Origin of the sequence: Pantoea brenneri (assembly GCF_038594305.1) — a bacterium.
GTDB lineage: Bacteria > Pseudomonadota > Gammaproteobacteria > Enterobacterales > Enterobacteriaceae > Pantoea > Pantoea brenneri.
In genome coordinates, this window is record NZ_JBCGBG010000001.1 from 275066 (window position 1) to 295376 (window position 20311).

Here is a 20311-nt window from a genome sequence, read left to right on the forward strand (position 1 = left end):
GAGATGAAAACAAAATATTTTGCTTTGTTCATATTTTCAATTTGCAAGTTCACTTTTGCAGATATCAATCCTGAAATAAATATGCCTGCTGATTTTAATGGTGATAATTTCATAGCAAGGGAAATTAATGAGAATTCATCTGTTTCTTACAATACTGTAGAGTCTAGCGGTTGCAATATTATAAAATTTAAAGAGTATAGAACATCACCTAACAATAAAGCAAGCACCGAAGAAAATAACCCCGCTAACAGATTTCCTGTCAATACTTGGGTCTGTTTATCGTCCGATACAGTGTACAATAACGGGTATGACAGAAGTATGAATGAAAAAATTGTTTATTCGAGAAGCAAATCTTTATGGGTTAAAGCAAACAATAAAAAATCCGAAATTATTTCTTCAGATCAAGACGGACCTTACAAGTCGCTGAAATTATACAATATCAAAGCAAAGAATGCTGAGGGATATGTTGTATTTGATGAAAACATTACAAAGGATGATAAAAAAATCTATAAGAATGCAAAAGAGTTGGTTAGTTTTTGCTTAGTTCAAGATTCTACTTATAGTGCACTTTGTGGTTCAGGTAACCTTTCCTCAGATAGTAGTCAAATCCCTTACGTATTAAAGACTTTTGAAAGTATGGAAATAGGCTTGGATAATAAAGTAAATGAAAAAATGTTGAATGGCAGTAACAAACAAAAAGTCAATTAGGGGTATTATCGATTATATTGTAGCTACTGCTATTTGATGGGCTAGCAAATGAATCTGATTATTTCAATAATTATCATTTTTTTATATTTCATTTAATGTATATGCATTAGGAGTTACATTAAATGGTACTGACTCGATAACCGTTGACATTAACAATCATACAAAGATTTTTAAGTTTGATACTGTTATCAATGGCTATAGTGTTAAATGTAGTGGTGATAAAATAATTCTCTGGGGTAAGCCGAAAATGATTAATGAGGGCAGTCCCCAAGATACAAATGTGATTCTTGTAGGTTTGGAACACAGATATAAAAAGATTGAAAAGAGTGTGAGTGAAGGTGTTTTTGGCGTTGATTTTATAAAAGGAAAGGATTTCGCTTATATCGGAACCAATCAGGGGGTGTTTTTTAATCTTGCAAATGGAAATTTGAAGCCAGTTGGGTCAGAATTTGATCCTACGGATGATAATAACTTTGAAACGTGCAAGAAAAATAGCTCGTGGGAATTTAATAGATATCCTTAAGCCACAGCCCGTGTAAGCCCTGCTGTAGAATCACTCAAAATTCCTAATGATACTATCATGAAATATATTTTTTTCTTCCTGTGCATTTTTACAAAGATTGCAATTGGATGTGATAATTGCATTTTAGATGTTAATAATTGAAAAAAGCTTTCTGCAGCGGTTTTGCTGAATGATAATGATTCGTTGTTAGTATCCTTTTTAGATGCAGATAAACAGGTTAATATAGAAAGAATTGATGTTTCATCTGAGAAAAAACCACATATCATTTGAAGATTACAACCATGATGGTTATAGGGATTTTAGTATTTGGCACATGGATGAGGGAATGGACACTTATAAAATATATAGGTTATTTATCTTTTCCCCTGGTGATAAACAATTCAAAGAGATAAAGCCATCATGCGGAGATGAATTTGTCAATATCAGGGTTGAGAGGAATACTTTGATTAATGTTATTTATGACGGTAATACCCACAAGTCATGCCATATTCGACTCAAAACGCTTGAGGGAATTAAATATTGATATAGATGGCTGAGGGTCGGTGATTACTGTTAATTGGGAGGGGTGAATAATGAAATGGATAATCAATTATTCTTTCACATTTAGTAGGTCGATATAAAATTTGATTTTGTGTGGTCTATTGATTGTTTTTGCCGGCAATTTATTGCCTTGCTGATGATAACGCAGACAAAGAATCTGTATCAATGTGTGCTATGATTCCCACTGATGCTATTTCTGATGTTTATCAAAGAGTGAGTGCTAAAACGAGTGTAGATAATTCTTACCTTCTTCTAACAAGTGCCAGTGAAGAAAATTATTCCTAGGGTGACGACAGGTTAGCTATCGATGGGCATGCATATATTTTAAATGGCACTCTTTTAAAATTAGATTCCTTGACCATATATAGTATGGAAAATGGCAACCCAACTGACGAAGTTATATATTTAAGCAAATCTAATCGTGGGGTTGGAGGGATGTTTTATCGTGATATTGCTAAAGATGGATCGCCTGATGTAAGTTCTATGTATATTAGTGATATAGGTCACGTTAGCCATTTTAATGTAACTGTAAGCCCTGAATGCCTGAGCCACTTCCCTAAAAGTGTTTTGTCCAAGGTTTCTACTGAGTAGACGCTTGGGCAACTCATTATTGACCAATTTTTATTGCGATGAGCATTACTCATAATCAAAAATTCGTTTGTGGTATTTTCATATCGAGATAATTAATGTTGTATTCCCTTAAACATCTTCCTGATTGTTATCCACGTCCAGATCAACCAAAAGTATCGAGCTGGATTGCTGTCCTGGTGGCAATGCTGATTATCAGCGTGATCCTTATGCGGATATTCGGACGATACATCGATAACAGTCACTTCTGGATATTGGCTATTGGCACACCATTAGTTGTGTGGATTGTGAGTTTCACTATTCGCATATGGGCGTGGTCATTACAGGACAGTAAAGCGAATGGTTTTGACCGGCGTCGGGAGCAATGGATATTAAGTGAGACTCGTAGGGCACGTCGTGCGCTTCAGATTCTGAATACGACATTTATAACGGCCCATCAGGATGATGAACAAGCTTCTGTTGCAGTTGAAATGCTCAATAACCACAGCATTATCATTTCGCAGTCGGACTGGAAAGGCGAAGAAAGCAGGAGGCTGAGCCGTATTACGGCAGAACCAGAAGATACTCCTGGATTGGTCATCTCACGTTTGTTCTCAGAACTCATTGCTGATCTTCCAGTTCACCAGTTTCCTGAGAACGCTTCGCTTGTTGTCATCCTCGATATCTCGTCATCTCTGTCATTCCCTGCTGTCAGAAATATCTGGCAGGAAGCCTGGCAGGAGAGTGGCATAACCTGCGCGCTTGAGTACACCGACAGCAATGGGCCGGGGGTAATCAACCACTGGATGGATCACCGCATTAAAGATGATGCAATGTTACGTCAGTTGGACAAGTCGTCATGAATGACATTATCTCCCGTAAAATTAAATCCGGCAGCGATCCGCGCATGCTGCCGGATTATGCTGCTCTGCGCGATGAACTGAGCAAACTGTCACATCCGGCGCGTCCGGACGTGAACTGGCGATATGCCGAAAAACTCTGTCTTTCACTGTTTGAGCAAAATGGTGTAGAGCTGCAGACGGCAGCCTGGTATACGCTGACCCGGACTCAACTGGCTGGATTGGCGGGCCTGAATGAAGGCCTGGCAATACTCGAGGCGCTCATCACCCACCAATGGGGCGCACTCTGGCCGCAGCCGGTCCATGCCCGGATGGAAATCCTCAGCAGTCTGAGCCAGCGCCTGCAGCAACGGATGCGCACGCTTCCTCTCAGCTACAGCGATCTCCGCTCGCTTTATCTGGCGGAGCAGCAGCTTAATCGTATGGGAGAGGTGCTGCAGCGGCAGGCGCTTAAACATCTCAGCCAGCTTGATACCCTGCGTACCCTGATGCACAACAGCACTGTCCGGCTGGAAAACAGCAAAGGTGCATCCAGCAAAGGTGCGTCCAGCGACGCTGACGCACTTCAGCCCGGTGTGGTACTACCGGCAACGGAGATCAATCGCTCAGGAACATCCGTTGATGCACAGCCCACCATTCCGCTTGCGGAGAAAACCGAACCGGATAACCGGGTAAAATGGGTGTATGTAGCCCAGCCGGCACATCAGCCGAATGTGGACGTGCTGGCGGCGATCCCGGTGCCAGAAAAAAAGTGCAAATCCTTTGCCGCCGGGATGTTTACCATGCTGGTGGCAGGTGCGGCGGCGGTGTGGGGCTGGCATCTCTTGCACCAACCTGACCCGCTACAGACGCAGCTTGCGTCATCCCTGATGCCGTTACCCGCAACACTTAGGCCAGAACAACGGCAGATGCTGCATCAGCAAGCGCTTTCACCGCAAGCCTTTATCGCAGCCACGCAGCAGCAGATTGAGCGCCTGGATCGGTTGCCACCGGACTGGCGTATTCACTACAGCCGTCAGTTGGTTGAACAGGCTGAGGCGTTGTGGCCGGAACAGGCAAAACCTCTGGCACAGCAGTGGCTGCGGCAGTTAAACGCTGCCAGCATACCGGCAGAAAACCTGAATGGCTGGCATCAGGGAATGACGACGCTACAGAATCTGAGCGACCGCCTGAACGGACTGGATCAACAGAAGGGAAAATACATGACGGTCAGTGAGCTGAAATCAGTGGTATTTTCAGCCATGCAGTCGTTCAACCAGTCTCTGCCGGCTGAAGAGCAGCTGCGGGCACTGTCAGAAAATGCTGCCGGTGAACCTTTACCTGCCGCTGCCAGCTCTCAACTGGAGATGCACCTGAAACAACTGACTGCCGGTTATGCTGAATTAAAACGGAATGCATCAAAATAAGGCCGTAAAAACCATCAGTGACGCAATCCATTTCTCTGATAACCACGCGTTTTGGCTTGCACGGCGAACTTCTCGCAGGTGGGCAGTAAAAGTGATTTTTCCCGCCGTTATCCGGACTAATCGCGGGATTTAGCGAACGATGTCGAACGGTAGTTGGGCGGAATGCCTGATGAAATCGGTTTTTGACGAACAGAAGAGGCGGCGTGAAGGGTGTATATGGTGTCCCCTGCAGGAATCGAACCTGCAACTAGCCCTTAGGAGGGGCTCGTTATATCCATTTAACTAAGAGGACGACGGCGCGCAGTATAGCGCAGATAGGCGCAGAAATTCACTACGACGCCGTGCGTTTGCTCATTCCGACAGCAACTTAACCGTTTTGCTCTTCACGCTGACGGCGCTTCTCCTGCTTTTTTTGATCGGCCTTGGCTTTGGCGACCGCCGCTTCGCTCATGTCATTGCGGATCTGCGCATGGCTGATCAGGGCAAAAATCAGGGTGCCGCCGGTAATGTTACCTAACAGCGTAGGCAGGGCGAATGGCCAGAAAAATTCGTGCCAGGGAATGCTGCCATTAAACACCAGATAGAGCACTTCCACCGAACCAACCACGATATGCGCCAGATCGCCCAGCGCTACCAGCCAGGTCATCATCACAATCACCACCAGTTTGGCACCGCCGGCTGAAGGGAACATCCACACCATAGTGGCGATAATCCAGCCGGAGATCACCGCATTGGCAAACATCTCGCCAGGGGTGTTTTCCATCACCTTCATGCTGATGTTGGTAAACGCCTGACGGGTCGCATCATCAAAAATCGGCATCTCATTAAACGCCAGCGCGCCCAGCGCGGTGCCAATCAGGTTGCCCAGCAGCACAAAGCCCCACAAACGCAGCAGCAGACCGACATTACCCCAGGTCGGTTTATGCATCACCGGTAATACCGCCGTCACGGTGTTCTCGGTAAACAGCTGCTGGCGCGCCATAATGACAATCACAAAACCAAAGGTGTAACCGAGATTTTCCAGTAAAAATGCGCCGGGTACTCCGTCGAGATGAACCTGGAAAATCCCTTTCGCCATCAGCGAGGCGCCCATCGATAATCCAGCCGCAATGGCTGACCAGAGCAGGGCCATGCCGTCGCGCTCCAGCTCTTTTTCCCCATCCTGACGGATCTCTTCATGTATCGCCGCCGCACGTGAAGGTAACGCCTCCTCATCGACTTCTATTTCCGTTCCCTCGTCCTTTTCATCGCTTTCAACGTCATTGTGACCCTGTTGGTTACCTGATGAAGGCTTCATATTTTCTCCTGGTGATAGTGCTGTGGCGTAATAAGCGTAGCTGCTTTTTATTTGCCGATAATGTAACGGTCGATATGAATAAGCGTAACAAGCTTTTTCGCGGCTGCATTTTTAAGCAAACAGCGTGGCGGACCGCACATATCGCCTCCTGACGGTCGGTCTCAACGGCGGTGCAGACTTCGGCCCACAGCAACATTATGGTATTATCCTGGCCTCTTTTTAGCTGGTGCGATTCCCCCTTCATGTTGGAAATCATTACGCTCTCTTGTGTTCGCGATGAACGGACGCTGTTCCATCGGCTGTCGTTCAGCGTCAAAGCAGGTGACATTGTGCAGATTGAGGGACCGAACGGCGCCGGTAAGACCTCGCTGTTGCGCTTGCTGGCGGGATTAAGCCGGGCAGAACAGGGCGAGATTCGCTGGCACGATCGGCCGAACCAGCAGCAGCGCGAACGCTGGCACGCATCGATGCTCTATCTGGGGCATCATCCCGGCGTGAAAGCCGTGCTCTCCCCACTGGAAAATTTGCGCTTTTACCATCCTGACTGCGACGACGCGCAGATTTTTGCTGCGCTGGAAAGCGTCGATCTGCTGGGTTACGAAGAAGTGCCGGTGGCGCAGCTGTCGGCAGGCCAGCAGCGGCGGGTGGCGCTGGCGCGTTTGTGGCTGAGTCGCGCCACCTTGTGGATTCTGGATGAACCGCTGACTGCCATCGACAAAACGGGCATCGAAAAATTAATGATGAAATTTGCTCAGCATGCCGATAACGGCGGGGCGGTGATCCTGACGACCCATCAGGACTTGCCCGGCCAGACGGCGCGGGTGCGTAAAATTCGCCTGAGCGCGACGGAGTTAATCTGATGCTGTTGCGCCTCATCCAGCGTGAATTGCGTATTGCCTTTCGTGGCGGGGCCGATGTGGTTAATCCGCTGTGGTTTTTTCTGATCGTCATCACCCTGTTTCCGCTGGGTATCGGACCCGATCCGCAACAGCTGGCGCGCATTGCGCCCGGTGTCGCCTGGGTCGCCGCGCTGCTGGCATCGCTGCTGGCGCTGGAGCGGCTGTTTCGCGATGATTTTATCGATGGCTCACTTGAGCAACTGCTGTTGCTGCCGACGCCACTGCCGGTCACGGTGCTGGGGAAAGTGATTGCGCACTGGCTGGTAACCGGCTTGCCGCTGATTGTGCTGTCGCCGCTGGCGGCACTGCTGTTATCGCTCGATTTTAATGGCTGGTGGGCAATGGCGTTAACGCTGTTGATCGGCACGCCGACCCTGAGTTTTCTCGGGGCGATCGGCGTCGGGTTAACCGTCGGTTTACGGCGAGGCGGCGTACTGCTGAGCCTGCTGGTGCTGCCGCTGTCGATTCCGGTGCTGATTTTCGCCAGCGCGGCGATTGAGGCCGCCGGGCAGGGCTTACCGATTGGCGGCTATCTGGCGATCCTCGGGGCGATGCTGCTGGTCAGCGCCACCCTGTCACCGTTTGCTACTGCGGCGGCGCTGCGGATTACCCTGCAATGACCGCGTCTGACCGGCGCGGCGACCCATAATTTACCGAAATGTGAGTGGCTGATATGTGGAAAGCGTTACATCAACTGGGGAAACCCGAGCGGCTCTATCAGTGGTCTGGTCGGCTGATACCCTGGTTCGCCGTGACGGGCCTGGCGTCGTTGCTGTTAGGGTGGATCTGGGGATTTGGTTACGCACCGGCTGATTATCAGCAGGGCGACAGTTTCCGCATTATCTATATCCACGTTCCGGCCGCGATGTGGTCGATGGGCATCTACGCCTCGATGGCGATTGCCGCTTTTTGCGGACTGGTGTGGCAGCTGAAGATGGCCGATCTGGCCTCTGCCGCGATGGCACCGGTCGGCGCGGTGTTCACCTTTATTGCGCTGGTTACCGGCTCGGCGTGGGGCAAACCGATGTGGGGCACCTGGTGGATCTGGGATGCGCGCCTCACCTCGGAGCTGGTGCTGCTGTTCATCTATATGGGGGTGATTGCGCTCTATCACGCCTTTGATGACCGCCGTACTGCCGGTCGTGCCGCCGGTATCCTGATTCTGGTTGGCGTGGTGAATCTGCCGATCATTCACTTCTCGGTACAGTGGTGGAATACCCTGCATCAGGGCTCGTCCGGCATACTGCAGCAGGCCATCGCGCCGGTGATGCGTACCCCGCTGCGCTGGTCGATTCTCGGTTACCTGCTGCTGTTTCTCACCCTGACCCTGATGCGGTTACGTAATCTGATTTTATTAACCGAACGCCATCGTCCGTGGGCGATCGGCGTGGCAAACAAGGGAGAGAAAGCATGACGCCGGCATTTTCGTCATGGCACGCCTTCTTCGCCATGGGCGGTTACGCCTTCTATGTCTGGCTGGCCGTCGCCTGCACCTTAATTCCGCTGATCGGTCTGGTGTTGCATACCCTGCTGACACGACGCCGTTTACTGGCAGAGATCCGCCAGCGCGAGGCGCGCGAACGTCGCATCCGGACAGCGAAGAGTAAAAAAGCCGCCGCTGAAGCGGCAGGAGAAAGCCTGTGAATATCCGTCGACGTAATCGTCTGTATGCCGTGCTGGCGATTCTGATCGGCCTCAGCCTGGCCACGGCGCTGGTGATGTATGCGCTGCGCTCGAACATCGATCTGTTTTATACCCCAAGTGAAATCCTGTATGGCAAAGGCGAGGCGCATGAAGTTCCGGAACCGGGACAACGGCTGCGTGTCGGCGGCATGGTGATGCCGGGCAGCGTCAAACGCGATCCCAACACGCTGGCGGTGTCGTTCAAACTTTATGATGCCAGCGGCGTGGTGAGCGTCAGTTTTGAAGGGATTTTGCCGGACCTGTTCAGAGAAGGGCAGGGCGTGGTCGCGCAAGGAGTGCTGGAGACTGGCAACCGGATTATCGCCAAAGAAGTGCTGGCGAAGCACGATGAAAAATATACGCCGCCGGAGATTGAAGACGCGATGAAGAAAAATCACAACGGCCCGCAGTCGCTGTATCAGCCGGGAAAACAGTCATCATGATGCCGGAAATCGGAACCTTTCTGCTCTGCCTGGCGCTGGGCATTGCACTGCTGCTCAGCACCTATCCGCTGTGGGGTGCGGTGCGCCAGGATGCCCGCCTGATGGCGATGGCGCGTCCGCTGGCTGCCGGCCTGTTCGTGCTGATTGCAGCCGCATTTTTGCTGCTGGTCTGGGCCTTCATTGCCAATGATTTTACCGTCAGCTATGTTGCCACCAACTCCAACAGCCTGCTGCCGATCTATTACCGCATCGCCGCCACCTGGGGCGCCCATGAAGGTTCACTGCTGTTGTGGGTGCTGCTGCTGAGTACCTGGACCGTGGCGGTCGCGATCTTCAGTCGCGGCATGCCGCAGGATGCGCTGGCACGCGTGCTGGCGGTGATGGGAATGATTAACCTCGGTTTCCTGCTGTTTATCCTGCTGACCTCAAATCCCTTCAGCCGCACCTTGCCCGATTTCCCGATTGATGGACACGATCTGAACCCAATGCTGCAGGATATCGGTCTGATCTTCCATCCGCCGCTGCTCTATATGGGCTATGTCGGATTCTCGGTGGCGTTTGCCTTTGCTATTGCCTCATTGATGGCCGGACGGCTCGACACCGCCTGGGCTCGCTGGTCACGCCCATGGACCACCGCGGCCTGGGTGTTTCTTACCATCGGCATCGTGCTCGGTTCGGCCTGGGCCTATTACGAACTGGGCTGGGGTGGCTGGTGGTTCTGGGATCCGGTAGAAAATGCCTCGTTCATGCCTTGGCTGGCGGGCACCGCGTTAATGCACTCGCTGGCGGTCACTGAAAAGCGTGGCACCTTTAAAGCCTGGACGGTGCTGCTGGCGATTACGGCCTTTTCGCTCAGCCTGCTCGGGACTTTTTTGGTACGTTCCGGGGTGCTGGTTTCGGTGCACTCATTTGCCTCCGATCCGGCGCGCGGCATGTTTATCCTCGCCTTCCTGGTGATTGTGATTGGCAGTTCGCTGCTGCTGTACGCTATCAAGGGCGGAAAAGTGCGTAGCCGGGTGCAGAATGAAACCTGGTCACGGGAATCTTTCCTGCTCGGTAACAATGTCTTGCTGATTGCCGCCATGCTGGTGGTGCTGCTCGGCACGCTGTTGCCGCTGGTGCATAAGCAGCTCGGACTGGGCAGCATCTCGGTGGGTGAGCCGTTCTTTAACACCATGTTCAGCTGGCTGATGGCGCCGTTTGCCCTGCTGCTGGGGATTGGACCGCTGGTGCGCTGGCGTCGTGACGAGCCACAGAAACTGGCGAAACGACTGGCGCTGGCGCTGATCGTGACGCTGGCCGGTTCGATAGTGATCCCGTGGTGGTTACAGGATCGTATTGCCGCCATGACCGTGGTCGGGCTGATGATGTCGCTGTGGATCATTGTGCTGACGCTGCTGGAACTGCATGAGCGCGCCACCCATCGCCATACCTTCTTTGCCGGGCTGCGTCATCTCTCGCGCAGTCACTGGGGCATGGTACTGGGCCATCTTGGCGTGGGCGTAACGGTGATTGGCATTGCCTTCAGCACCCAGTACAGCGTAGAGCGCGATGTGCGGATGAAGGCCGGCGACAGCGTGGACATTCATCATTACCACTTTGTTTTTCGTGGCGTGCAGAACCTGCAGGGCCCTAACTATAGCGGCGGTTCAGGTGTGATCGACGTGACGCGCAACGGCAAACCGGAAGCGACGCTGCAGGCTGAAAAGCGTTTTTATACTGCCGCACGCACCATGATGACCGAAGCGGCGATTGACGGCGGTTTCAGCCGCGATCTCTACGCGGCGTTAGGCGAAGAGCTGGATGATGGTGGCTGGGCAGTGCGGATCTATTACAAACCCTTTGTGCGCTGGATCTGGTTCGGCGGCCTGTTGATGGCGCTGGGTGGCCTGTTCTGCCTGTGTGATCCTCGCTATCGCGCCCGCAAAAAAACGGTCCCTCAGGAGCTGGCATGAATAAGAAAATCCTGTTTATCCCGCTGGTGCTGTTTCTGCTGCTGGCGGCGGCGCTGCTGTGGCAGCTGGCGCGCAATGCCGACGGTGACGATCCGACCCGACTGGAATCGGCGCTGATTGGCAAGCCGGTGCCGCTGTTCAGGCTGGAAGCGCTCGATCAGCCGGGTAAAGTTTACGATCAGCAGGTGCTGACCGACGGCAAACCGATACTGCTTAACGTCTGGGCCACCTGGTGCCCGACCTGTCGGGCCGAACATCACTACCTTAATAGCCTGGCGGAGCAGGGCATTCGGGTGGTCGGGCTGAACTACAAAGACGATCGCAACAAAGCGGTCAGCTGGCTGAATACGCTGGGTAACCCGTATGCGCTCAGCCTGTATGACGGCAACGGGATGCTCGGGCTGGATCTCGGCGTCTACGGCGCACCAGAAACCTTCCTGATCGATGGCAAAGGCATCATCCGCTATCGCCATGCAGGCGATCTGAATGAGCGCGTCTGGCAGCAGGAAGTGAAGCCGTTGTGGATCAAATACAGTAAGGAGGCGGGAGCATGAGGCGTCTGTTACTGCTGGTCTGTGGGCTGCTGTTCAGCTTTAGCCTGTGGGCGTCTATCGATACCCTGCAGTTCGATTCAGTGGCGCAGGAAGAACAATACCGCGATCTGACCGCCTCGCTGCGCTGCCCGAAATGCCAGAACAACAGCATCGCCGACTCGAACGCGATGATTGCGGCGGATATGCGACTCAAGGTCTATCAGCTAATGAAGCAGGGCCAGGACCGTCAGCAAATTATCGATTACATGGTGGCGCGTTACGGCAACTTCGTCACTTATCAGCCGCCGGTTACGCCGTCTACCCTGATTTTATGGGTCGGACCGGCGCTGTTCGTGCTGCTGGGCGGATGCGTTATCGTGCTGCGCAGTCGCCAGCGTAAAACCCGCAGCGAGCTGGATGAAGATGAACAACAGCGTCTTGATGCGCTACTGAAGTCAGACAGGAAGCCGTAATGAGTGCATTTTGGATCACCCTTTTACTGTTGTTGCTGGCAGCCTGTGTATTGTTCCTTGCCGCAGGCTGGCGGCAGCGGCAAGCCAGCGCTGGCGATCGCGATCGCCTCAATCAGCGCTTCTATCATCAGCGTCTGAGCGAACTGGCGGAAGATGAAGAGCAGGGCGTGGTGGCGGAGCGGCCGGTCATGGAGCGGGAGCTGCAACAGACGCTGCTGGCCGATATTCCGCCCACCCAGACCGCACAGGCGCACAGCAGTAGCCGCTGGATATTACTGCCCGGCCTGATTGTGCTGCTGCTGGTGTCGCTGGGGACCTATCTGAAAGTCGGCGGCCTGGCGCAGCTGACCGGCTGGATGCAGGTGCAGCAGGACTATCCTGCCTTACGGGCACGGCTGATGGACCCGGCGGCGAAGCCGCTGACGATGGAGGAGCTGGCGCGGTTGCAGCTCGGGCTGCGCAGTGCACTGCAGTCGGAACCGGACAACCTTAACGACTGGACCATGCTGGGACGGCTCGGCATGGTGCTGAATAACGCCAGCATCGCCAGCCAGGCGTTTGAACGGGCTTTGCAGCTTGCACCTAACGATCCCGGCCTGAAGCAGGATTACGCCGAAGTGCTGACTCGCTCCAGCGATCCGCAGGATAACCGCCAGGCGGCGCTGCTGCTGCACGAATTGCTTAAGGCCGATCGGCACAACCTGCGTACTCTGGGCCTGCTGGCGTTTAATGCTTTTGAGCAACAGCAATATGATCAGGCGATTGATGCCTGGCAAACGCTGCTGACGCTGTTACCGGCTAACGATGAGCGGCGTGTGATGATCGCCCGTAGCATTGAGCAGGCCAAAACCGCGGCCGGGCAACAGAGCAGCCAGCTGGCACTCAGTATCAGCCTGACGCCGCAGGCAGAAAAAATATTACCGCAAGGCGGAGTGTTGTATATTTCTGTCACTGACGGTGTTTCGCCGGTGCCGGTGGCGGTAAAACGCCTGCCGCTCAGCCACTTTCCGTTATCGCTGACGCTGGATGACAGCAATGCGATGATGCCGGATCGCCTGTTGTCGGCGCAGCATCAGCTTCAGGTACGGGCGCGCATTTCCCGCGACGGCAGTGCCAACGCGCGTTCGGGTGACTGGTTTGGTCTGAGTGCGGTTATGCCCTGGGACGGCCATCAGCAGATGGCAGTAGAAATAAATCAACAGCAGCCCTGAGCGCGGGATCCGACGACGCTCAGGCAGATCCTGTCTCACCCAGGCTGACGTAAAGTTAGCTATGCTGAGGGTATGCAGGTTCGTTAATGGACTGCCGCCTGAAGGGTGAGCAGACTTTTTTTCATCCGCACAGGGAGATTGGAATGAATTATCGCCTGACCAGCCTGGCTGTTGCCAGCGTTCTTCTGGTGGGTTGTGCCAGTTCGAAGCCGGCGAATGACGAACCTGCTCAGCGCAGCGATCCGTTCGAAGGCTTTAACCGCACGATGTTCAACTTTAACTACAACGTGCTCGATCCCTATGTGCTTCGCCCGGTAGCCGTCGCCTGGCGCGACTATGTACCGGTGCCAGCCCGCACCGGCCTGAGTAATTTTCTCGGTAACCTCGAAGAACCCGCCAGCATGGTTAACGCCATTCTGGTCGGTAACGGCCGTGATGCGGGTATTCACTTCACCCGTTTCTTCCTGAACAGCGTGCTGGGGCTGGGCGGCTTCATTGATGTGGCCGGTAAAGCTAATCCGGAGCTGGCGCGTGAAGAGCCGCACCGTTTCGGCACCACGCTGGGCCACTATGGCGTCGGCTATGGTCCTTACGTTGAACTGCCGGCTTACGGCAGCTTTACCGTCCGTCAGGATGGTGGCGACTACGTCGATACCCTCTATCCGATTCTCGGCTGGCTGACCTGGCCGATGTCGATTGGTAAATGGACGCTGGAAGGGATTGAGACGCGGGCACAGCTGCTCGACTCGGATGCCATCCTCAAACAGCAAAGCGATCCATACGCCTTTATTCGCAACGCCTACTTCCAGCGTCACGATTTCCTGGCGCGCGGTGGCAAGCTCAAACCGGAAGAGAACCCGAACGCAGCCGCGATTCAGGACGATCTGCAGGATATTGACGCGCAGTAAGGTGCGGTTTTTATAGCAGCAAAAAGGGCGACTCCGGTGAGTCGCCCTTTTTATTGGCCTCTGCGCATCAGAACTTATAGTTAAAGTTCGCGCCATACAGCCAGGCCTTACCTTCGGAATTAAAGGTATACGGGCCTTCTTTGACCGTCACGTTCTGGCCGTGCATATAAGAGATGCCCACATCGACCGAAGCATTGTCGTCAAACGCGTAGGAGGTCCCGGCGCTTAACCACAGGCGATCCTGATCCGGGATGGAGATCGAACGCTTATCTGCCGGAACCGGGCTGTCATCAAAGGCGATACCGGTACGGAAGGTCCAGTTCTTGTCGTAGAAGTAGGTGGTCCCGAGCGCGATACGCCAGGCATCACGGTAACTTTCATCTTTATAGAACAGGGTCTGACCGTTGGAACCGGTCGCTTTCAGCTCCTGGAACTGGCTCCAGCTGGTATAAGCCATGCTGTAGTGAACCGCCCACTGCGGTGCCACTTTATGCCAGCCCGACACTTCCCACATTTCCGGCAGGTTGAGGGTCAGCGCGCCTGGAATGGTCGAGCCGTTGGTGCCATAAGGGATGCCGGACTGCTGTGGATTATTAACCGCGTTCAGCGCAGAAGGGAGATTACTTTTGTAATCGCCATCAAAATCAACTTTGACTTCTGAGCGGTAGGTAAAGCCGAAACGGTTATTTTCATCTACTTCATACAGGATACCGGCGTTCCAGCCGTAGCCCCACTCATCACCTTTCAGATGGGCGACCTGGGTATCCGCCGGGATGCGTAACGCTGCGCCTGATTCACCGGCATAACGTTCGATTTTTGCTTTGGCGTAGACCGCATCAAATCCCACCCCGACGCTGAAATGTTCATTCAGTCGGTAAGCGGTGCTGAGGTTAAAATTGCCGGTCATCAGGTCGGTTTTACCGCCGTAGCCGCCAGCGGTGTAACCATTATTAAACTCTGTTGCTAAGCCATAATTGGAGGTAGCAGACGCGCCTATCCACCATTGATCATTAATTGGCTGGACGTAATGAATATTCGGCACCCATTGGCTCGGGGCAATATTATTTGCATCCAGACTGCGGCCACTCTGGCTGCGTCCGCTGATATTCACATCCGGATCGATATACACCGCCCCGATGGAAAACGCCGGACGATCCATTAACGCCATGGTTGCCGGGTTACGGCTGGCGGACGCGGCGGTATCGCCCATTGCGCCTTCGCCTGAATATGCGCGACCTAAACCAATCGAAGAAAACTCATTTAACTGAAACCCAGCTGCGTAAACATGTGAAGAGACAAGCGCCACTGCAGCCGCCACGGCTGACTTTGCAAACAGGTTTTTATGGTTCATGACCACAACCTCATGTGAATTATTATTTAACGTTATTACGTCGCGTAACAAGGGACGGCGGATTGTAGGGACTGATGTAAATCGCACATATCAGACCAGTGCGGAGAGTATAGGTCCGACCTGTGTGCATGTTGCAATATTGTTTTTAAAATATTTCAGGATTGATCGCTTAAAATTCGATCTGCGTAACAAAACTGACCCGACGCAGCACAGCATAACCAGTCCAGTTTGTTCTGGATCAAATTTTATTGTGATATTCGTCACTTAGCTACAGGTTGATGGCGCATCTTTAACCGAAGAGGTAAAATCTGGCGCATAAAATTGCTTATCCCACCAGACTATCGTCAGGAGAAAATGATGACTGATGCCATTAAAAAATGCAGTGCGACCGAAACGGCAGCCTGCTGTTGCGTCGATGTCGGCACGGTAATGGATAATACCGATTGCACTGCCAGCTGGTCGGAGTGGTTTGCACAGCGCGCTGATGCTGAAGCAAAACTGGCCAGCCTGACCGAACGTGCGCGTGAAGTTGAGTCTGACCCTTGCCTGATTGAGGCTCGCTTCAGCGATGTGGACCAGGGAGTACAACTCGATATCGATTTCACCTTCTGCTGCCAGGCAGAAACCCTGATTTTCCAGCTCGGTTTACGCTAACCCGCCAGACGCCGCTTTCAGAGCGGCGTTTTTCATTTTCGTGTTTCCCTTCGCAATTTTCCCCTTTCGATATTGGCGACTCACCCGCTTGTGGTTAACACTGGGATCAGGTCAGACCTCTTTGGGCAATGATGCCACAGTCCCGATTCACAGGTGAGAACAATGAGCAAAGCGCAGCCGCTGCTGACGCGCGATGGCGAACGCATCGCGATTACCCACGGGTTACGTACCCCTTTTTTGCGCCAGGCGACCGGCTTCCATGGCATTCCGGCGGTAGAACTGGGACGGATGGTGGTCAGCGAATTAATGGCACGCAGCGAACTGCCGGTCGACGTGATTGAGCAGCTGGTGTTTGGTCAGGTAGTGCAGATGCCCGAAGCGCCGAATATTGCGCGCGAAATCGTACTCAGCAGCGGACTCAGCGTCCATACCGACGCGTACAGCGTCAGCCGCGCCTGCGCCACCAGTTTTCAGGCGGTGGCTAACGTCTGTGAAAGTTTACTGGCCGGGACCATCTCTGCCGGCATCGCCGGTGGTGCTGATTCGTCATCGGTGCTGCCGATTGGCGTCAGCAAAACCCTGGCGCGAGCCCTGGTTGATCTCAATAAAGCGCGCAGCCTGTCGCAAAAATTACAGATTCTGCGTCGTCTGCGCCCGCGTGATCTGCTACCGGTGCCGCCTGCGGTGGCCGAGTATTCAACCGGACTGCGAATGGGCGACACCGCCGAGCAGATGGCCAAAAGCCACGGTATCAGTCGTCAGGCACAGGATGCGCTGGCGCTGCGTTCTCACCAGCATGCCGCCAAAGCATGGCAATCGGGCGTGCTGCAACAGGAAGTGATGGCGGCGCTGGTGCCGCCCTGGAAAAAGCCAATCGATCAGGACAATAACGTGCGGATGGATGCCAAAGCTGAAGATTATGCCCGGCTGCGTCCGGCGTTTGATCGCCAGCACGGCAGCGTGACTGCCGCCAACAGTACGCCTCTGACGGACGGTGCGGCAGCAGTCATCCTGATGCGTGAAGGGCGCGCCCGTGAGTTGGGACTGCAACCGCTTGGCTATCTGCGCAGCTATGCCTTTACCGCGATTGGCGTACAGCAGGATATGCTGCTGGGCCCGGCCTACGCCTCGCCCGTGGCGCTGGACCGCGCTGGCATTACGCTGGCCGATCTGACGCTGATTGATATGCATGAAGCTTTCGCCGCTCAGACTCTGAGTAACCTGCAACTGTTCCGGGATGAGCGCTTTGCCCGCGAAGTGCTGAATCGTCCCCATGCGCTGGGTGAGGTGAATGAAGAGCGCTTTAACGTACTGGGGGGATCGATCGCCTATGGCCATCCTTTTGCCGCTACCGGTGCGCGAATGATCACCCAGACGCTGAACGAACTTCGGCGGCGCGGGGGAGGATTAGGACTGGTTACCGCCTGTGCGGCCGGTGGTCTGGGTGCGGCAATGGTTCTGGAGGCCGAATAATGGAGCAGAATGCTTTTCATTTACAGCTGCGGCTGGATCACGTCGGCGTCATAACCATTGACGTGCCGGGCGAGAAGATGAACACCCTTAAAGCGGAATTTGCTGGCCAGATCGCTGCCATTATTGCCGAGGCGCGGCGCGATCCTCAGCTGGCCGGGCTGGTACTGATTTCGGGCAAAGCTGACAACTTTATCGCCGGTGCCGACATCAGCATGATCGATCGCTGTCAGAGTGCCGCAGATGCTGAAGCGCTGGCGAAACAGGGACAGGAAGTGATGGCGATGCTTGCCGCCTTGCCTTTCCCGGTGGTGGCGGCGATTCACGGTGCCTGCTTCGGCGGCGGGCTTGAGCTGGCGCTGGCTTGCGATGCGCGCATCTGCTCGCTGGATGATAAAACCCGCCTTGGTTTGCCGGAAGTCCAGCTCGGCTTATTGCCCGGCTCAGGCGGCACGCAGCGGTTACCCCGCTTGATCGGCGTGCAGCAGGCGTTGCCGCTGATCCTGACCGGTAAAAGCCTGCGGGCGAAACAGGCCCGTAAACTCGGCATGGTTGATGATGCGGTGCCGCAGGCGATTTTGCTGGAGACCGCTATCGCACGGGTGAAAAAAGGCAAGGCCAGCGCCCGTACGCTGCCGCTGCGCGATCGCCTGCTACAGGGACCGGTTGCGCGTCAGGCGCTGTTTGCGCTGGCCAGTCGCCAGACCGCCGCCAAAACGCAGGGCAACTACCCGGCGGCAAAACGCATTATTGACGTGGTGCGCATTGGACTGGAGCAGGGCAGCCGTGCCGGACATGATGCTGAAGCCCGCGCCTTTGGTGAGCTGGCTATGACGCCAGAATCGGTTGCGTTACGCGGCCTGTTCTTCGCAACCACCGCGATGAAAAAAGAACGGGGTGGCGACGCGACGCCGCGCCCGGTCCACAACATCGGTATTCTGGGTGGCGGCCTGATGGGCGGCGGTATCGCCAGCGTCAGTGCCATCAACGCCGGGTTACCGGTGCGCATAAAGGATATCTCGCTGGAGGGGATAAACCATGCGCTGAAAACCAGCTGGGAGCTGCTGAGCAAAAAGGTTAAACGCCGTCAGATCACCCCGGCTCAGCGTCAGCAGCAGATGGCCCGTATCACCGGCGGCATTGATTATCAGGGCTTCGCCCGGCGTGATGTGGTGATTGAAGCGGTATTTGAAGATCTGGCGCTCAAGCAACAGATGGTGCGTGAGATTGAATCACACTGTCAGCCGCAGACGATATTTGCCTCTAACACCTCTTCCTTGCCGATTGAGGATATCGCTGCCGGGGCGCAGCGGCCGGAAAACGTTATCGGACTGCACTATTTCAGCCCGGTAGAGAAAATGCCGCTGGTGGAGGTCATTCCCCATCTGAATACCTCCAGCGAAACACTGGTAACGATCGTGGCACTGGCGCGCAGCCAGGGCAAAACGCCGATTGTGGTGGCGGATAAGCCCGGTTTTTACGTTAACCGGATTCTGGCACCCTATATAAATGAGGCGATGCGCTGTCTGCTGGAAGGTGAACCGATTGAGCATATCGATCGTGCGCTGGTGAAATTTGGTTTCCCGGTCGGTCCACTCCAGCTGCTGGATGAGGTCGGCATTGATGTCGGCAGCAAAATTTCCCCGATTCTGCAGCAGGCTTACGGCGAGCGTTTTGCCGCGCCTGCTGCGTTTGAGGCGGTACTGAATGATGGCCGCAAAGGGCGTAAAAACCGCAAAGGCTTCTATCGCTACGATCAGCCGCGCTGGCAGCGTAAAAAGCCGGATGCATCGCTTTATGCCTTACTGAAAATTACGCCGCAGGCGCGACAGAGTGAGGCGCAGATAGCCGAACGCTGCGTGATGATGATGCTGAACGAAGCGGCGCGCTGCCTGGATGAGCAGGTGATTCGCTGCGCGCGGGATGGCGATATCGGCGCGGTGTTCGGCATCGGTTTCCCGCCGTTTCTCGGTGGTCCGTTCCATTATATGGAACAATCGGGCGCGGCGGAGCAGGTCAATAGATTAACCCGGCTAATGCAGCAACATGGCGAACGTTTCGCGCCGTGTGAAGCGCTGATTAAGGCCGCCGCAGAATAGACGAAATTTTACATTTTTGGCTGAAATGGAATACCCACTCCGATTCAGCGGGTTAGAAAAGCGTCGCCAGAGTGTGCGCCGCAGCAGGAATCTGAGAAGTGCTTATTTAATAAACAACCGGTTGACTATACTGAAGCCATTAGGGTACAACACAGCGTTCATTCGCAGAGTGAAGAGTCAGGCGCGATGCGTCGGGCGATGTCGACAAACAACAGCGGTGCTTTATGCAAGTTTTTATCATGCGTCACGGCGATGCAGCTCTGGAAGCAGCAAGTGATTCAGTCAGGCCTTTAACGCTATGCGGCTGTGATGAATCACGCCAGATGGCGAACTGGCTTAACAGTCAGACGCCGGACATAGAATGTGTGCTGGTCAGTCCCTACCTGCGTGCGCAGCAAACGCTCGCCACGGTACGTGAGGCATTTCCTCTGCCTGAAGGCCAGGAAGTGTTACCTGAATTAACGCCGGGCGGCGACCCGGGGCTGGTGGGGTGCTATCTGCAAACCCTGGCAAATGAAGGGGTGAAATCCGCGCTGGTGATTTCACATTTACCGTTGGTGGGGTATTTAGTCTCTGAACTTTGCCCGCAGGAAGCGCCGCCAATGTTCGCCACTTCCGCTATCGCCTGCGTCGAGTTTGATCCGGCACAGAGTGAAGGCAAACTGCTGTGGCAGGTCAGTCCGCGCAAACTGGCAAAAGCGATTTAACGTCTGTGGGCCGAAACGTCGGCC

At 54.0% G+C, this 20311-nt stretch carries 21 protein-coding genes and 1 tRNA gene; 19 read left to right on the forward strand and 3 right to left on the reverse strand.

The genetic code is table 11. From position 1 onward, the window contains the following. The first annotated feature begins 3 nt into the window (after window positions 1-3). The 5 genes from AABB92_RS01310 to AABB92_RS01325 all read left to right on the forward strand — a co-directional run bounded on the left by AABB92_RS01310 (window position 4) and on the right by AABB92_RS01325 (window position 4604). Entirely contained in the window at window positions 4-708 is a 705-nt protein-coding gene (locus AABB92_RS01310; RefSeq protein WP_031375898.1) for a hypothetical protein, read from the forward strand. Between the two features lie 247 nt (window positions 709-955). Continuing rightward, the gene (locus tag AABB92_RS01315; RefSeq protein ID WP_342550251.1) at window positions 956-1231 is read left to right on the forward strand and encodes a hypothetical protein; all 276 of its coding nucleotides are present in this window, start codon (window positions 956-958) and stop codon (window positions 1229-1231) included. A 235-nt stretch (window positions 1232-1466) separates the two neighbouring features. Beyond that, complete coding sequence (locus AABB92_RS23400) at window positions 1467-1754, forward strand: XAC2610-related protein (RefSeq protein ID WP_031375900.1); 288 nt, start codon at window positions 1467-1469, stop codon at window positions 1752-1754. A 703-nt stretch (window positions 1755-2457) separates the two neighbouring features. Next, window positions 2458-3201 carry a hypothetical protein gene (locus tag AABB92_RS01320; protein WP_238585822.1) on the forward strand — a complete coding sequence of 248 codons (744 nt, stop codon included), beginning with the start codon at window positions 2458-2460 and terminating at the stop codon, window positions 3199-3201. Beyond that, on the forward strand, window positions 3198-4604 hold the full coding sequence (locus tag AABB92_RS01325) for a VasL domain-containing protein (RefSeq protein WP_031375902.1): 1407 nt from the start codon (window positions 3198-3200) through the stop codon (window positions 4602-4604). Before AABB92_RS01320 ends, AABB92_RS01325 begins: the two co-directional genes overlap by 4 nt. Window positions 4605-4821: 217 nt before the next feature. Here AABB92_RS01325 and AABB92_RS01330 read toward each other — a convergent pair. Next, window positions 4822-4896 (reverse strand) — tRNA-Arg (locus AABB92_RS01330). A gap of 75 nt (window positions 4897-4971) precedes the next feature. Then, entirely contained in the window at window positions 4972-5901 is a 930-nt protein-coding gene (locus AABB92_RS01335; RefSeq protein ID WP_031375903.1) for a formate/nitrite transporter family protein, read from the reverse strand. A 242-nt stretch (window positions 5902-6143) separates the two neighbouring features. Here AABB92_RS01335 and ccmA point away from each other — a divergent pair, with 242 nt between their 5' ends. The 10 genes from ccmA to mlaA all read left to right on the forward strand — a co-directional run bounded on the left by ccmA (window position 6144) and on the right by mlaA (window position 14006). Beyond that, the gene (gene ccmA / locus AABB92_RS01340) at window positions 6144-6761 is read left to right on the forward strand and encodes a cytochrome c biogenesis heme-transporting ATPase CcmA (RefSeq protein WP_031375904.1); all 618 of its coding nucleotides are present in this window, start codon (window positions 6144-6146) and stop codon (window positions 6759-6761) included. Then, complete coding sequence (gene ccmB, locus AABB92_RS01345; RefSeq protein ID WP_031375905.1) at window positions 6761-7420, forward strand: heme exporter protein CcmB; 660 nt, start codon at window positions 6761-6763, stop codon at window positions 7418-7420. Before ccmA ends, ccmB begins: the two co-directional genes overlap by 1 nt. 53 nt (window positions 7421-7473) lie before the next feature. Next, window positions 7474-8214, forward strand: coding sequence for a heme ABC transporter permease (locus tag AABB92_RS01350; RefSeq protein ID WP_046288510.1), 741 nt, complete (start codon window positions 7474-7476; stop codon window positions 8212-8214). Further along, a complete protein-coding gene (gene ccmD, locus AABB92_RS01355; RefSeq protein WP_031375906.1) occupies window positions 8211-8444 on the forward strand; it encodes a heme exporter protein CcmD in 234 nt (77 codons plus the stop codon). Before AABB92_RS01350 ends, ccmD begins: the two co-directional genes overlap by 4 nt. Continuing rightward, complete coding sequence (ccmE, locus tag AABB92_RS01360; RefSeq protein WP_031375907.1) at window positions 8441-8926, forward strand: cytochrome c maturation protein CcmE; 486 nt, start codon at window positions 8441-8443, stop codon at window positions 8924-8926. Before ccmD ends, ccmE begins: the two co-directional genes overlap by 4 nt. Next, entirely contained in the window at window positions 8923-10881 is a 1959-nt protein-coding gene (locus AABB92_RS01365; protein ID WP_031375908.1) for a heme lyase CcmF/NrfE family subunit, read from the forward strand. The genes ccmE and AABB92_RS01365 overlap by 4 nt, the downstream gene beginning before the upstream one ends. Further along, entirely contained in the window at window positions 10878-11435 is a 558-nt protein-coding gene (locus AABB92_RS01370) for a DsbE family thiol:disulfide interchange protein (RefSeq protein WP_031375909.1), read from the forward strand. Before AABB92_RS01365 ends, AABB92_RS01370 begins: the two co-directional genes overlap by 4 nt. After that, a complete protein-coding gene (locus tag AABB92_RS01375) occupies window positions 11432-11887 on the forward strand; it encodes a cytochrome c-type biogenesis protein (protein WP_031375910.1) in 456 nt (151 codons plus the stop codon). Before AABB92_RS01370 ends, AABB92_RS01375 begins: the two co-directional genes overlap by 4 nt. Continuing rightward, complete coding sequence (gene ccmI, locus AABB92_RS01380; RefSeq protein WP_031375911.1) at window positions 11887-13098, forward strand: c-type cytochrome biogenesis protein CcmI; 1212 nt, start codon at window positions 11887-11889, stop codon at window positions 13096-13098. The genes AABB92_RS01375 and ccmI overlap by 1 nt, the downstream gene beginning before the upstream one ends. 143 nt (window positions 13099-13241) lie before the next feature. Beyond that, a complete protein-coding gene (gene mlaA, locus AABB92_RS01385; RefSeq protein WP_031375912.1) occupies window positions 13242-14006 on the forward strand; it encodes a phospholipid-binding lipoprotein MlaA in 765 nt (254 codons plus the stop codon). A gap of 67 nt (window positions 14007-14073) precedes the next feature. Here mlaA and fadL read toward each other — a convergent pair whose 3' ends face one another. Then, window positions 14074-15357: a long-chain fatty acid transporter FadL gene (fadL, locus tag AABB92_RS01390; RefSeq protein ID WP_031375913.1), complete on the reverse strand. Its 1284-nt coding sequence runs from the start codon at window positions 15355-15357 to the stop codon at window positions 14074-14076. Window positions 15358-15714: 357 nt separating this feature from the next. Between fadL and AABB92_RS01395 the strand changes: the two genes are divergently transcribed. The 4 genes from AABB92_RS01395 to sixA all read left to right on the forward strand — a co-directional run bounded on the left by AABB92_RS01395 (window position 15715) and on the right by sixA (window position 20287). Further along, complete coding sequence (locus AABB92_RS01395) at window positions 15715-16011, forward strand: YfcZ/YiiS family protein (RefSeq protein ID WP_082097556.1); 297 nt, start codon at window positions 15715-15717, stop codon at window positions 16009-16011. Window positions 16012-16173: 162 nt separating this feature from the next. Continuing rightward, window positions 16174-17484 (forward strand): acetyl-CoA C-acyltransferase FadI, encoded by a 1311-nt coding sequence (fadI, locus tag AABB92_RS01400; RefSeq protein WP_031375915.1) that lies wholly within the window; start codon window positions 16174-16176, stop codon window positions 17482-17484. Further along, entirely contained in the window at window positions 17484-19580 is a 2097-nt protein-coding gene (gene fadJ / locus AABB92_RS01405) for a fatty acid oxidation complex subunit alpha FadJ (RefSeq protein ID WP_031375916.1), read from the forward strand. The genes fadI and fadJ overlap by 1 nt, the downstream gene beginning before the upstream one ends. Window positions 19581-19804: 224 nt before the next feature. Beyond that, entirely contained in the window at window positions 19805-20287 is a 483-nt protein-coding gene (gene sixA, locus AABB92_RS01410; RefSeq protein WP_031375917.1) for a phosphohistidine phosphatase SixA, read from the forward strand. Window positions 20288-20311: the final 24 nt, after the last annotated feature.